The organism is Microvirga zambiensis WSM3693 (assembly GCF_016735695.1).
In the GTDB taxonomy this organism is placed as follows: Bacteria; Pseudomonadota; Alphaproteobacteria; order Rhizobiales; family Beijerinckiaceae; genus Microvirga; species Microvirga zambiensis.
In genome coordinates, this window is sequence record NZ_JAERQD010000004.1 from 18152 (window position 1) to 33379 (window position 15228).

The following is a 15228-nucleotide window of genomic DNA, read 5'->3' on the forward strand; positions in this document are numbered from 1 at the left end:
TCCTCTTTTTGGGGAAAGCTAAATCAAGAGATGATCAGGAAGTCGTGCGCGTTCGGCGCATAGGTCGAAGTGATCGTCGCGAAATGGACCGCGGCTGCCTGACCCGTACCGTCCGGATCGTAGAGCAACTTTCCGGTCGCCCACTCGTAGACGATGCGATGCGAGGCATTGCTGACGCGATCATAGGCGAAGGCCTCCGAAAGCATCACATCCCCAAGCCCCTTATCCCAGCTCGTCGGTATATTTCCGAAGATCGATCGTGAAAGAACGATATAGTCGTCCGCCCCCGAAAAATCGGTGATGATGTCGATATTGCCGCTGCCGAGTCTCGTATCGAAAACGAACCTGTCACGCCCGTCGCTGCCTGAGAGAGTATCGGCGCCCAAGCCTCCAGCGATGGTATCATCGCCGGCATCACCCCAGAAGGCATTGGCTCCCGCATCGCCGACGAGAGTGTCGCTGAAGCGACTGCCGTCGAGAGCCTCGATCTCGACGAGGGTGTCGCCGAAAGCGCCGCCGGCATAGGCCTTGAATCCGTTGAGATAGACCTGAACCGCGCTCGTGGAATCCCAGTAACTTACGGTGTCGAAGCCGTCGCCGCCGTTCAGATGATCCCTGCCCTCGCCGCCGACGAGCTTATCGTTTCCTGCACCGCCGGCGAGGGTATCGTTCCCAAAAAGGCCGCTCAACAGATCGTCGCCGCTGTCGCCCCAGAAAGTGTTTGCAAGCGCATCGCCCTCGATGATGTCGGCATGGGCCGAGCCGTCGATGACTTCGATGTCGATGAACACGTCGCCTTTCGCATCGCCGGTATTGTCGGCCGGATGGCTCAGATAGACCTGGACGCCCGTGGAGGCTCCCCAATAGGTCACGGTGTCTCGACCCGATCCGCCGTTGAGGACATCGCCACCTGCGCCGCCATAGAGCTTGTCGTCACCGCCCCCGCCGAAGATGTAATCCAGGCCGTCGGTTCCGAGAAGAAACTCGAATAAGGCTGTTCCATAGACCTTATTGAAGGCCTTGTACTGATTGGTGTCGGTCCCACCGGCATCCGGATATTCGGTGCCTTGTTCGTGGTTCGCCATTGCACTCTCCTATCGATCCTCGGCCGAGCGCTGAGGATCGCAGGCGATCACATGCCTCGACCGTCAAGCACCGGATTCATCTCCTGCGCGATGTGGCCACAAGTGCGGCAACCTGCATACTCTCTATCGAGGGAGCTAACGCTATGAAAAGCATGGCACTTTTCTAGTCGTTGTTGAGTTTTGATGATGCCATGTGACTCTGAGTTGATCGGTCCGATGCAGCCGCAACGTCATCGATTTCGTATCGGAATGCGGAGTGTCGATGTTGCACGGTGAATTTGCCAAGTCGTGACGAGGGACGATCCGGGCACGAGCTCTTGGGCGGCAGCCGACATCGTCCTGAATTATCGAATAGAAGCTGCGCCCCCGAAGGCCTCTTCCGATCTTGCGGACAGCAGGCAACAACTCAAAAGCCGGCGCTTTAGACGCCGGCTTTCAACATTGTACTCGGATGTCCGTCGCGTCAGAGCGTGAAGAGCTGGAAGTGGCTAGCGGTGAGCGCCGTGCCGGCCGCCACCTTGGCGAACTGCACCTGCGCCTGACCGCCGACGCCGTCCACATCGAAGGAGAGCGCGCCGCTCGCCTGGTCGTAGATGATCCGCTGCGTCGACGTGCTCGCCGATGTGCCCACCTTGAACACGCTCGCCGACAGCGTGCCGTTCACCGGGCTGCCCCAGGCGTCATACGTCACCCGCGCAAAGCCGAACACGCTCGTCTCCAGTGCGATCCTGTCCTCCGCCGCGCTGAAGTCGGCCAGCGTGTCCACACCCGCCGTGTTCAACCGCGTGTCGAAGCGGAACACGTCCCGCCCGGCATTCCCGAGCAGCCAGTCATGGCCGCCGCCGCCGGAGATCGTGTCGGCGCCGTCGCCGCCCTCGATGTAGTCGTTGCCATAGGTCCAGGCATCGCCCTCGCCCAAAAGCAGATCGTTGCCGCCCAGGCCATAGAGCGTGTTGGCGCCGCCATCGCCGGTGAGCGTGTCGGCATGCTGCGAGCCCTCCAGGCCCTCGATGCCGTAGAACCGGTCGCCCGCCGCATCGCCCGCCGTGCCGTAGCCCGCCGCAAGACTTGCCACCACGCCCGAGGACGCGCCCCAATAGACAGCATGGTCGCGGCCCTCGCCGCCGACAAGCTGGTCGGCCCCGCCGCGGCCTTCGAGCCGGTCGTCGCCGCCGCCGCCATGGAAATCGTCCGAGCCGCCCGTGCCATAGAACTGGTCGGCATGAGAGGAGCCGATCAGGCCTTCGATCGAGACATAGACGTCGCCATAGGCCTCGCCGGTGTTGCGGACCGTGTTGAGCAGATCGACCAGCACGCCGGAGGCCGCATCGGCATAGACCGCGAAGTCGTAACCTGCCCCGCCGTCGAGCAGATCCGCCCCCTCGCCGCCGGAAAGCTGATCCTCACCATCGCCGCCCGAGAGGCTATCCGCACCGCCGAAGCCCTTCAGCGCATCGTGGCCAGCATCGCCCCAGAAGATATTGGCGACAGCATTGCCTTCGAGCTTGTCGTTGAAGGTCGAGCCGTCGATCACCTCGATGCCGGCATAGGAATCGCCGGCCGCATCGCCGGTGTTGAGCGCAGTGTTGTACAGATAGACGCCGACGCCCACAACCGCGCCGTAATAGCTCGCCGTGTCGCGGCCGTTACCGCCGTCGAGCCGGTCGGCACCTGAGCCGCCCTCGAGCTTGTCGTCGCCATCACCGCCGGAAAGGGTGTCGGCACCGGCACCGCCGTTCATGCGATCACTACCGTTGTCACCCCAGAAGATATTGGCGTCGCTGTCGCCTTCCAGCACGTCGTCAAACCGCGTGCCGTCGATCACCTCGATGTTGACGTACACGTCACCCTTCGCCGCGCCGAGGTTCTTCGACGTGTCCCAAAGATAGACTTGCACCCCGGTCAGGCGATTGGAATAGGTGACCGTATCAAAGTCAGCGCCACCGTTCAGCACATCGGCATACGCTCCACTGTAGAGCCGATCATTGCCCGAACCACCCAACAGAGTATTTTCACCGTCGCCGCCGTCGAGCACATCCGCGCCGTCATTGCCTTCAAGCTTATTGCTCAAGCCGTTGCCAATAATTATGTCTGCAAACGTCGAACCGATCACGCCCTCGATCAACGTGTAGCGATCGCCGAACGCCTCACCCGTATTCTGCGAAGCATCCGCCAGGTTGACAGTCACGCTGCCCATCGCGTCGGCATAGGTGACTTGATCAAAACCTGATCCGCCGTCGAGAACGTCGGCTCCAAGGCTGCCGCGCAGCACGTCGTCGCCATTGAAGCCCATCAGCACGTCGTCACCGAGCAGCCCGATCAGGGTGTTATTTCCGGCATTCCCCATCAGGTGGTCCGCATAGAGCGAGCCGACGATGCCCTCCACCGCCTTGTAATCATCACCCTGTGCCTCGCCCGTATTCTGTGACGGGTCCAGCAGGCTTACCTTCAAGCCACGGGTGGAATGCTCATAGCTGACAAGATCAAAGCCGGTACCACCATCGAGATGATCCGCTCCCGCGCCGCCGATCAGAGTGTCGTGGTCGGACCCGCCGAGAAGAATGTCGTTGTCGGCCTGACCTTTGAGGGAATCGGCTCCACTGCCGCCGGAAACGAGGCCCGCCGCGTAGATGACATCGTTAGATGCAGTGCCGACTGTCATCGCCAACCGATGCTGCTCATCTCCGATCGTGACCTCGGTCACGCCCATCTTGGGAGCATCGCCGCCCTTGTCGTTCGTGAACTGCTCCCATGTATCCTTGATCGTATCATTCAGCCAATCAACCGCCCGTTCGGCTCCGCTAGGCGGAGGATTGGTCCGGCCGCTAAGATCCGATTCAATCCGGGTGCTGGATCTGTGTGTTGTGACCCCGCCTACAGGGTGGGTCACCGTCCTGATTTCTTCGACTTCGGTAACGGATCCTGAACTAAACCAATTATCCGTTGTTGTTGATGTACGCCGAATGTCGACCGTAGAACCATGTTCCAAGTGCTCGACCGAGTGAAAACTCCTGTCACTGGCGTCATAATGACTTCTGTATACTAGATCTCCATTCTGATTATATCTTTCTAGGTCTTTTGAATCATTATCATAGCGGGTTTCGACGTTTCTCCCCTCATAATGAAAATCAACGGTCCTTATCGAATCCAATCCGCGGGTGATTTGAATCCAATGTCCGTCGTCTTCATCACGAAAAAGACGGTCCGATGTTCCATCGGTTCGCCGGATGTCTGCGCTGATGAGCCTGCCCCGGTCATCATTCACAAAGGTCGCCCTTGAATGCTGATCCTTCAGCTCTGTTGTTGTCTCCCTTGAGTCGACATCGTATAGGACATATTGCTCACTCTTGTCCGGAAATATGGTGTGACATGTCCAGCCATCCGGCGATTTCACCGCTACTGTTTTCGCTCCATTGCTATAAGTCGTCGTGGTCGTAATGATGTTGAGAGCGCTGCTATTGCCATAGGTTTCGGTAGTCGTAACGCTGGATACGACCCTCGCAGTGACGGGAAGCGGATCCTGCCCATCGCCCGCCCCCCCACCATTCGGATTTGGCGACGTATTGCCTGGGATATTCCCTGAGGCGGAACCGCCAACGGTCACGGACGTGCCGACCTGGCTGGCCGTTCCAGGGGTCACGACGGTGCCACCGTTGCCGATGTAGCAAAAGGAAATGGCTTTGCCTTTGGATTCCCACCAATCAAGCCAGGCCTTCAGCGATTCCATTGCCATGTCACTGCCCCCAATCTGGTCGTCTTACGACCGACGTTTGGGGCATTCGAAGCAAATTTTCCGGGGACCGATAACTCTCGCGACAGAGAGGTCTTTAGGATTTTTTAATACCTAAGCGCCTCATAAGCATACGAAAAGTTTTACGTTCCCATAGGAATCGCAACTCACGATTATTATTGCCGGAGCGGCATGCGGATGTGGGCGTCAGGCTTAAACTGTACGATCCCGTTGCATCAAAATGGCGCTGACCTTGCGATACATCTCCCCGAGATGCTCCAGCAGCACCTTCGCGCTCGGCAGTCCCGCCACCGTCGCGAGTCGCTTGAGGATCACGGGCAGGACGGTCGCTGCATCGAACTTGCCTTCGATGGTCAGGCGCTGCCATTGGAAGATGTCGTTGAAGAGGCGGTGCGCGTCGATGAGTGTCCTTGCGTCATCAGCAGAGAGCAGGCCCGCGACTTGCGCTTCCGCGAAGGTGGCTTCCGTCGAGAGGCCTGCGAGCGTCCGATGCCGGTGGGCATGAGCCAGCACCAGCCCTTGCGCCAAAAAGTCGAGATCGGTGAGGCCGCCGCGTGCGAGCTTCATGTCCCAAGGGTCGTCATCGCCCTTCTCCTGCGCGATCAGCTCGCGCATGGCGCGCACGTCCTTGAACACTTTTTTCCGATCGCGTTTGGCGGTGAGGATGTCCTTGATCGCGTGGGAAACTTCTGCACCGAATGCCTCGTCGCCCGCAAGCACACGCGCGCGGGTGAGCGCCATGTGCTCCCAGAGTTCGGCCTCGTTCTTCTGGTAGTTGAGGAAGCCCTGGAACTGCGAAGCGACCGGACCCTTGCCGCCCTGCGGGCGCAGACGCAGATCGACCTCGTAGAGCAGGCCGCGGCGCGTCGGCACCGTGAGCGCCGAGACGAGCCGCTGGGTGAGACGCGTGTAATAGACCACCGCGTCGAGCTTCTTCGGTCCATTGCTCTCGCGCGCGTTCTCGTCGAAATCGTAGATCACCACGAGGTCAAGATCGGAGCCTGCGGTCAGCTCGCGGCTGCCGAGGCGGCCGAGTCCGAGGATCGCGATCTTCGCGCCCGGCACAGCGCCGTGTTCGGCCTCGAAGGCGCGGCGAACCTCCTCGAATGATGTGCGGATGACCGCGCGTGCGATGGCGGCATAGGCTTCGCCGGCCTGCGCCGGCGAGAGCACAGCGGAGAGCAGCCGCGCGCCGGTGACGAAGCGCATCTGGCGCGCCGCATCGCGAACGCGGTCCAAAAAATCCTCGAAGTCGCGCGGCGGGCCGATGAGCTGCCGTACCTGACTCTCGATGGTTTCATCATCGGTGGTGGGGGTTCCGAACGCGGGATCGATGAGCGCATCGAGCACGTGCGGCGATTGCGCCACCGTATCGGCGAGGCGCGGCGCGGTGCCCAATAGATCGGCGAAGAGAAGCCGCAGGCGGTCATGCGATTGCAGGATGGTGAGCAGTTCGACCGCGGCCGGCATGCGGCCGAAGGCGCGGTCGAGCGCCGCAAGAGCGCCATCCGGATCGGCGGTGCCGCCGAGTGCCGAGAGCAGCGCCGGCGTGAGCTCGGTGAGCACCTCGCGGGCCCGCGCGCTCTGGATCGCGGGGCGGCGGCCGAAATGCCAGCCACGCACGGTCTCCGCCACGCGCTCGGGCTCGTGGAAGCCGAGGCGCTGGAGCGTTGCGAGCGTCTCGGGATCATCCGTGGTGCCGGTGAAGACGAGGCTTCCGACGTCGGTGGCGAGCTCAGGCCCTTCCTCGAAGAGCAGCGCGTAGTGACCCTGCACGATCTTCGCCTGATCGGTGAGTGCCTTAGCGAAAGCTTTCACCGTCGGATAGCCGCAGAATTTGGCGAAGCGCTTCAGCTGCTCGTCGTCGGCCGGAAGGCGCTGCGTCTGCTCGTCCGCCACCATCTGCAGGCGGTGCTCGATGGTACGCAGAAAGCGATACGCCTCGGAGAGTTCGTCGCGCGCCTTCGCCGTGATCCAGCCTTCGTCATGAAGGGCCTTCAGCATGTCGAGCGTACGCCGTCCGCGCAGGGCGGGACGGCGGCCACCGAAGACGAGCTGCTGCGTCTGCACGAAGAACTCGATCTCGCGGATGCCGCCGCGTCCGAGCTTGATGTCGTGTCCGGCGACAGCGATCTGATCGTGTCCGCGCACGGCATGGATCTGCCGCTTCATGGCATGCACGTCGGCGATGGAGGCGAAGTCGAAATATTTGCGCCAGATGAAGGGGCGCAGCTCGTTCAGGAAGGTCTCGCCGAGCTTGAGATCGCCGGCGACGGGGCGTGCCTTGATGAGCGCCGCGCGTTCCCAGTTCTGGCCGACGGTCTCGTAATAGACGTAAGCGGAGGCGAGCGAGACGGCGGTCGGCGTCGAGCCGGGATCGGGACGCAGGCGGTAATCGACGCGATGCACATAGCCGTCGGCGGTGCGCTCCTGCAGGAGCTTGGCGAGCTGCTGCGCAAGGCGCGTATAGATCGTCGCCGCCTCGGATGGATCGCGCAGCACCTTGGTTTCCGGATCGAAGAAAATGACGAGGTCGATATCGCTCGAGTAGTTGAGTTCCCCTGCCCCGTGCTTGCCGAGCGCGAGCACGGTGAAACCGGAACCGTCGCCCGGCTTATCCGGATCCTGCAGATTGACCCGGCCGAGATCGGCCATCTCGGTGAGGACGAGATTGACGCCGCCGGCAACGGAGGCGTCGGCGAAATCGGAGAGCGCCTGCGTGACCTGTTCCGTGCTCCAGAGGCCGCCGATATCGGCAAGAGCCACAAGCAGCGCATGGGCGTTGCGGTTCTGCCGAAAGGCTCGCACGGCCTCGTTGCGCGTCATCGCGCCGGAGCGCAGCTCGCGGAAGAGATCGGCCTGGTTCTCGACGATGGCGCGATGCGCCTCCTCCGGTGCCGTGAACGCAAGTCTCGCCATGCGGGCAGGATCGTTGACGATGAGCTGCCAGAGAAAGGGCGAATGATCGGAAAGGCCGAGGAGAAGATCGCGGAACTTGCCGTCGTCAATAGGCTCCAGGAGGGCCGCGGCCTCCGGCTCGTCGCGGACGCGGTCTATGAAATCCTTCAGCTGCGCCTTCGCGCGCTTCTGATCGGCCACGAGCGGCGCCTTGGTCAGGCGGCTGAGGAGGGAGGTCTTCGAATCCGGCACGGGCGTCTCTCGGTCTTCCTGCGACGGTCCCGAGTGTTCACGCCGCGACGCCGGAGGCAACCGAAAAATGCCACCGCGGTCGCGTCTTGAGAGATTGGTGGATGGCGGGTAGAGCGCGATTTCCCTCCCCCTTGCGGGGAGGGATTGTGGGTGGGGGTGGAGCAATGGCCTGTGAGTGGATGGCGCGGGTTCACCTCTCCTTGTGGGAGAGGTCGCGCCGGAGGCGCGGGTGAGGGGTTGCGCCCTCCCCGGATGGAACTGTGCCCCCTCACCCTCGCTGCGCTCGACCTCTCCCCAGCCCAAGTCGGGTGTTCCCGACTTGGGCTTGCCAACACGGATCTCGGAAAGATCCGAGATCCGGGGAGAGGTGGACGCGGCTGTGACCCTTAGCGCCAGAATCTGATCATGGGGCTCAAGCTGCCGATTGCAGCGCCGGGGACTGCGGCAGTTCCATGGCCTTCAGAGGCAGGGCGAGGACGACGCGCAATCCTGGCCCGTTGTCCTCCAGCCGAAGCGTGCCGCCATGAAGCCTTGCAACGGCGGCGGCGAGGCTCAGGCCCAGACCGAATCCGGGCCGGGAGCGCGCCATTTCCAGGCGAACGAAGCGCTCCAGCACCCGCGACCGCTCGCCCTCGGGAATACCCGGCCCGCGATCCGCCACGACGATCTGCACCTCTCCGTCGGTCCGATGGGCCGAAACGCTTACCGTCTTGGCGGGGGTCTCGGCGGACGCGCCGTATTTCAGCGCGTTGTCGAGCAGGTTCGCCATGGCCTGCCCCAGAAGCTCTCGGCTGCCGTGGATCGGCAGGCCGTCCTCGACGGAGATCTCGAGCGACACGCCGGCGTCTTCGGCGAGCGCATCGTAGAGTTCGGCGACGTCGCGCACCGCCTCGGCCACGTCGAAATCGGACAAGCCTTCGCGCGCGTTGCCGGCCTCCAGCCGCGCGATCATGAGCAGCGCGTTGAAGATGCGGATGAGGTTGTCGCTTTCCTCGATGGTGGCTTCGAGCGCGGATTTGAGCTCGTCGGGCGTGCTCGCCGTGCGCAGGGCCTCGTCGGCCTTGTTGCGCAGGCGCGTCAGGGGCGTCTTGAGATCGTGGGCGATGTTGTCGGACACCTCCTGCATGCCGCGCATCAATTCGCCGATGCGGTCGAGCATGTCGTTGAGGTTCTGCGCGAGGCGGTCGAGCTCGTCGCCGGTCCCTGCGATCTTGAGCCGTCCCCCAAGGTCGCCCGTCATGATGTGGCGGGTGATCTCGGTCATGTCGTCGACGCGCTTCAGCACGCGTCGCGTGATGAACCAGCCGCCGACGCAGCCGAGCACGACGATGAAGAGCAGCGAATAGCCGAAGGCGCGGTAGATCACCTCCTGCAGGCGCCGGCGCTCCTCGATGTCGCGTCCGACGAGAAGCCTGAAGCCGCCGGGGAGAAGATAGACGCGCACGATGGCGACGTCGGGCCGCGTCTCGGTCTCGTCGGTGCGGTTGTAGAGCGTCTCGAACTGGCCGGTCTGGCCGATGACGCCGGGAGGCAGCGCGCCGATATTGCCGGCAACCCGCTCTCCTGCTTCGGTGGTGACGAGATAGAGCATGGCGCCCGGCGCGCGGGAGCGTCGCTCGACGATGTTCACGAGGCGCCGCAATCCGCCGAACCGGTATTGCTCGGACAGGCTGTTGATCTCGGTCTCGATGGTGGAAATGAACTGATCGGTCAGAAGCCGCTGGGCATTCCAGGCGACGTAGCCGAGCCCGACGAAGGCGAAGATGGTGAAGATCAGCAGATAGGCGAAGGACAGCTTGAAGGCAGTCGTGCGGAAGAGCTTGCCGAGCGCGGTCACGATCCGCCTCCGTCACCTCTCCCCGGCGGGGAGAGGTCGAGCGCAGCGAGGGTGAGGGGGAGAGCGCTTTCCGGATAGACCTGTAACCCCTCACCCGCCGCGCTGACGCGCGTCGACCTCTCCCTCAAGGAGAGGTATGGGCCGAAGCAGAGGAGTAACGGCAATTTCACTCCTCGTCCCCCTCGGCGCCCACGCGCACCATGTAGCCGGCGCCGCGGATGGTGTGGATGAGCGGCTTGTCGAAGCCCTTGTCGATCTTGGCGCGCAGCCGCGAAACATGGACGTCGATCACGTTGGTCTGAGGGTCGAAATGATAGTCCCACACATGCTCCAGCAGCATGGTGCGGGTCACCACCTGGTTGGCGTTCTTCATGAGATATTCGAGCAGACGGAACTCGCGCGGCTGCAGCACGATCTCGTGGCCGGAGCGAGTGACCCGGTGCGACAGGCGGTCGAGTTCAAGATCGGCGATGCGGTAGAGCGTGGGCTCGGAATTCGGCGCGGCGGCGCGGCGGCGCGAGAGAACCTCGACGCGGGCGAGAAGCTCGGAGAAGGCGTATGGCTTGGGGAGATAATCGTCACCGCCCGCGCGCAGGCCCTTCACCCGGTCGTCGACCTGGCCGAGGGCGGAGAGGATGAGCACGGGCGTCTCGACCTTCTGCTCGCGTAAGGAACGGATCAGAGAGAGGCCATCGAGCTTCGGCAGCATGCGGTCGACCACGAGCACGTCGTAGTCGCCGGCCTCGGCCATGGCGTAGCCATCGAGGCCGTCGGCGGCGTGGTCCGCCACGTAGCCCGCTTCGCGAAACGCCTTGACGAGGTAGGAGGCTGCCTCCCGGTCGTCCTCGATGATGAGAATCCGCATGAGCCTGCACACATGAAAAAAGCCCGCCGGCGATCCGGCCCTGGAGGGGAGAGGCCGAACCGCCGTGGGCAGAAGACACCAGGAGTTGGGGGCAATCAACAGGAAAGCCTGGCGTCTATGCAGTTATCGGAAGGGTTTATGCGCCCTTCGGCTGGCTCCCGACCTCGAGGGTCACGGTCCGCTCCTTGCCCTCGCGCCACAGGGTGAGCGACACGGACTTGCCCGGAGCGATGTTGGCGACCTTGCGGGAAAGGTCCTTGGCCTCCTTGATCGGCTGGCCGTCGGCGGCGATGATCGTGTCGCCCGTCCGGACACCGGCCTTGGCGGCGGGGCTGTCCTTCATGGCTTCCGCGACGAGCACGCCCTTCGGCTCCTTCAGGCCGATGGCCTCGGCGATCTCCTTGGTCACGGGCTGCATCTGCACGCCGATGTAACCGCGGGTCACCGTGCCCTTATCCTTCAGGGAAGCCACAACGCTCTCGACCGTGCTCGCCGGGATGGCAAACGCAATACCCACATTGCCGCCCGACGGCGAGAAGATCGCGGTGTTCACGCCCACGACCTCACCGGAGAGGTTGAAGGTCGGGCCGCCCGAGTTGCCCTTGTTCACCGAAGCGTCGATCTGGATGTAGTCATCATACGGACCGCTGCCGATGTCGCGGTGCTGGGCCGAGACGATGCCGGCAGTGACCGTGCCGCCGAGACCGAAGGGATTGCCGATCGCCATCACCCAGTCGCCGATCCGGGCCTTCTGGCTGGCGAGGCGAACGTAGGGAAAGTCCTTGCCCTCGACCTTCAGCAGGGCGAGATCGGTCTTCGCGTCGGTGCCGATGACCTTCGCGTCGAGGGTCTTGCCGTCGTCCATGGTGATCTGCACCTCGGAGGCGTTGTCGACCACGTGGTTGTTGGTCACCACATAGCCGTCGTCCGAGACGAAGAAGCCGGAGCCGAGAGCCTGGCCGAACTGACGCGGACGCTCCTGGCGCGGGCCGCGGTCGCCGCGGCCGGGCATCTGGTCGCGGAACTGGCGGAAGAAGCGCTCCATCGGGTGGCCCGGGGGCAGATCGGGCATCGAGAACTGCTGGCCGTCCTCGTCATCGTCGCGGTCGGCGACGTTCTGCACCTTGACCTTCACGGCGACGACCGCAGGCTTCACCTGGTCGATCACGTCGGCGAAGGAGGGAACGTTCTGCACCGGCTGCGAGATGGAGCGCAGCTCGGCATGGGCGGGGCTGGGCGCAACCAGACCGCTCTCGACGGCGCCGCCCGCGATCAGGGCGGCCACGGCCGCGGCGCCGAGCCATTTGGCGGTGCGCTTGCGGGGGGAAGTGGAAACGTTGTCCGACATGGTTTGTCTCTCTCTCCTGAAGAACCTTGGGAAGAACCGTCGCCGGTTCGTCATGAGAGCAAGATGGGACTTGGCGCCTTACGGTACCCTCACCCGAAGATGAATTGTTTGTAAGGTTTCAAGGCTGCCGGCTGCGCCTGCCTTATCTGCTCCGGCGCGAGGAGATCCGGGTCTTTTTGCCCTTGGCGGTTTTCGCCTTGACGACCTTCGGCGACGCGGCCTTCGGCTTTCTCGTCGCAGCACCGGCAACGCGGCGCGGGTCCTTGACGGGAGAGAGAGCAGCCGTTGCGCGCGTTGCATCCGTCGCATCGTCGAGCACCCGCTTCGGCGGCGCTGGATGCGCGTTATGCGCCACGACGGAGCGTTCGAGACATTGGCTCACATAAGCCGCACGCCGTTCGACGATGCGCCGGTAGCCGTCGACCTCGACCTTTCGCTTCGGGACGATGCGTGATCGTGCCTCCGCACGGCAGGCCTCGCGCTTGGCGACGAGGTTTTCGCCCGTTTGCGCGGCGACAGGAAGCGTGAGGAGAAGCAGGCAGAATGCAGAGGCCGCAGCTTTCACGACCATGCCTTTCGGGGGGAAATTCAGGAGAGATGGAAGGCCGATATCAGTCGCGCTTAAGCTTGGCACCGCGACAAAATGGCATGTCCCCACAAAGACAATGTGACGGTTAATCGCGAGGAATCCGAGCCTATGAATGCAGTTTTTTCCTGCAGCCGTCGAAATCAAACCTGATCGCGCTTGAGCAATTCCGCCAGCTTCTTCTCCTCGTCCGCATCGAGCACCGCGGTAGCGTTCTGCGGGCGGCGTCGCAGGGCGGCATAGGCGCCGATGCCGCCGAGGATCAGGACGAGAGCGGGCGTCAGCCAGAGCAGCAGCGTATGCGCGCCGAAGGTGGGCTTGAGCAGCACGAACTCGCCGTAGCGCTGAACGAGGAAGGTATGAACCTGCTCATCCGTGTCGCCGGCGACAAGGCGCTCTCGCACCAGGATCCGCAGGTCCTTGGCGAGCTGCGCATCGGAATCGTCGATGGACTGGTTCTGGCATACGAGGCAGCGCAGGCCCGCCGAGATCTCGCGGGCGCGCTTCTCGAGCGTCTGGTCCTTCAGCACCTCGTCGGGCTGAACGGCGAAGGCGGAGCCACCGAGCACGAGCGCGGCGACGAGAGCGAGCACGAAGCGCATCGTCTACTCCGCCGGCACCGCTGACGGCGGCACGGCCTTCGCGCGCGCCGGCGCAGCGATGCGCAGCCGCCGGTCGGTCAGGGAAAGCCCGCCGCCCGCCGCCATCACGAGGGAGCCGATCCAGATCAGCAGAACGAGAGGCTTGTAGTAGAGCCGCATGCCGATCGAACCATCCGCCTGCACCTCGCCGATGCTGGCATAGACCTGGCCGAGGCCGACGGTCATGATACCCGCCTCCGTCGTCGGCATGCCGCGGGTCACGTAGAGCCGCTTCATGGTCTCGATGGTGCCGAGTTCGCGGCCGGAGCCGAAGACCGTCAGGATCGCGACATCGTCCCGGTAATTGGCCTCGACGCGCGGGATGACCCGCTCGAGCCGAACCTCGTAGTCGCCGGCGCTCAAGCGTTCGCCGGGTCGCACGCTGCCGATGGTTTCCACGCCCCATGCGGTGGCGGCGATGCCGATGACCGTGAGACCGACGCCCGCATGCGCAATGGCGGCTCCCCAGGTCGAGCGCGGCAGCCCTCGCGCCTTGCGCCACGCGACGGAGAGAGGCGTGCCCCTGGACCACGAGCGCGTGACGATCTCGTTGAGGGATCCGAGAACGAGATAGATTCCGAGGCCGATGCCGAGCGGCGCCGCCACCGGCCCGCCATGCTGGAACGCCAGCATCGCCAGACTCGCCAGGATCGCCACTCCGAACACGGCGTAGAGACGCTGCGCCGTACCGAGGAAGTTGCCGCGCTTCCAGGCGAGCGTCTGCCCGAGCGGCAGCAGCAGCAGGAGCGGAACGATCAGCGGCAGGAAGGTGAAGTTGAAGAACGGCGCGCCGACGGAGATCTTCTCGCCCGTCAGAACCTCGAGCGCCAGCGGATAGAGCGTGCCGATGAACACGGTGGCGCAGGCGGTGGCGAGGAAGAGATTGTTCAGAACGAGCGCGCCCTCGCGCGAGACCGGCGCGAACAGGCCGCCCTGCTTGAGCATCGGCGCGCGCCAGGCAAACAGCGTGAGCGAGCCGCCGATGAACAGGATGAGGATGCCGAGGATGAAGGTGCCGCGCTCAGGGTCCACCGCGAAGGAATGCACCGAGGTGAGCACGCCCGAGCGCACGAGGAAAGTGCCCAGCAGCGAGAGCGAGAAAGTGAGAATGGCGAGAAGGATCGTCCAGACCTTCAGCGCATCGCGCTTCTCCATCACAACGGTCGAGTGCACGAGCGCGGTGCCGGCAAGCCACGGCATGAGCGAGGCGTTCTCGACCGGATCCCAGAACCACCAGCCGCCCCAGCCGAGTTCGTAATAGGCCCAGTAGGAGCCCATGGCGATTCCGAGGGTCAGGAAGGCCCAGGCGCCGAGCGTCCACGGGCGCACGATCCGCGCCCAGACCGCATCGATGCGCCCGTCGATCAGGGCCGCGCAGGCGAAGGCGAAGGAGATCGAGAAACCGACATAGCCGATATAGAGAAGCGGCGGATGGATCGCGAGGCCGGGATCCTGCAGCAGCGGATTGAGATCCTGCCCCTCCATCGGCGCCGGGAGGACGCGCGTGAAAGGATTGGACGTGGTGAGGATGAAAAGCAGGAAGGCGATGGTGATGGCGGCCTGTACGGCGAGCGTGTTCGCCTGCAGCCGCATCGGAACGCTGTCGCGGGCCAGCGCCACCACGCCGCCGAACAGGGCGAGGATCAGCACCCACAGCAGCATGGAACCCTCATGGTTCCCCCAGACGCCGGAGATCTTGTAGATCAGCGGTTTCGCCGAATGCGAGTTCTGGACGACGTTGAGAACCGAGAAGTCGGAATTGAGATAGGCGAAAGTCAGCGCCACGAACGAGAAGGCGATGCAGGCGAGCACGGCGAGCGCGCCTGCCGGCGCAACGGCCATCAGCACCGGGTCGTTTGCGCGCGCCCCCCAGAGCGGCACGATGAACTGGATCAGCGACAGGCCCAGTGCAAGCGCGAGTGCGAAATGTCCGGCCTCGACCAACACGAGGGCTCTCCCTTGCTG

General features: G+C 63.7%; 9 protein-coding genes. All 9 read right to left on the minus strand.

What is annotated here, in order from left to right:
- Positions 1-23: 23 nt before the first annotated feature.
- The 9 genes from JKL46_RS04760 to JKL46_RS04800 all read right to left on the minus strand — a co-directional run bounded on the left by JKL46_RS04760 (position 24) and on the right by JKL46_RS04800 (position 15210).
- The gene (locus tag JKL46_RS04760) at positions 24-1085 is read right to left on the minus strand and encodes a calcium-binding protein (protein ID WP_201830302.1); all 1062 of its coding nucleotides are present in this window, start codon (positions 1083-1085) and stop codon (positions 24-26) included.
- A gap of 463 nt (positions 1086-1548) precedes the next feature.
- Entirely contained in the window at positions 1549-4818 is a 3270-nt protein-coding gene (locus JKL46_RS04765) for a calcium-binding protein (protein WP_201830303.1), read from the minus strand.
- Between the two features lie 210 nt (positions 4819-5028).
- Complete coding sequence (locus JKL46_RS04770) at positions 5029-7986, minus strand: bifunctional [glutamine synthetase] adenylyltransferase/[glutamine synthetase]-adenylyl-L-tyrosine phosphorylase (RefSeq protein WP_201830305.1); 2958 nt, start codon at positions 7984-7986, stop codon at positions 5029-5031.
- Positions 7987-8398: 412 nt separating this feature from the next.
- Entirely contained in the window at positions 8399-9823 is a 1425-nt protein-coding gene (locus tag JKL46_RS04775) for an ATP-binding protein (protein ID WP_201830307.1), read from the minus strand.
- A 166-nt stretch (positions 9824-9989) separates the two neighbouring features.
- Positions 9990-10688 (minus strand): winged helix-turn-helix domain-containing protein, encoded by a 699-nt coding sequence (locus JKL46_RS04780; RefSeq protein ID WP_201830311.1) that lies wholly within the window; start codon positions 10686-10688, stop codon positions 9990-9992.
- Between the two features lie 136 nt (positions 10689-10824).
- The gene (locus JKL46_RS04785; RefSeq protein WP_201830315.1) at positions 10825-12036 is read right to left on the minus strand and encodes a S1C family serine protease; all 1212 of its coding nucleotides are present in this window, start codon (positions 12034-12036) and stop codon (positions 10825-10827) included.
- A gap of 142 nt (positions 12037-12178) precedes the next feature.
- On the minus strand, positions 12179-12607 hold the full coding sequence (locus tag JKL46_RS04790; protein WP_210381253.1) for a hypothetical protein: 429 nt from the start codon (positions 12605-12607) through the stop codon (positions 12179-12181).
- A gap of 158 nt (positions 12608-12765) precedes the next feature.
- Positions 12766-13224, minus strand: coding sequence for a cytochrome c-type biogenesis protein (locus tag JKL46_RS04795; protein ID WP_201830317.1), 459 nt, complete (start codon positions 13222-13224; stop codon positions 12766-12768).
- A 3-nt stretch (positions 13225-13227) separates the two neighbouring features.
- Positions 13228-15210, minus strand: a complete 1983-nt coding sequence (locus JKL46_RS04800) for a heme lyase CcmF/NrfE family subunit (protein ID WP_201830318.1) — start codon at positions 15208-15210, stop codon at positions 13228-13230.
- Positions 15211-15228: the final 18 nt, after the last annotated feature.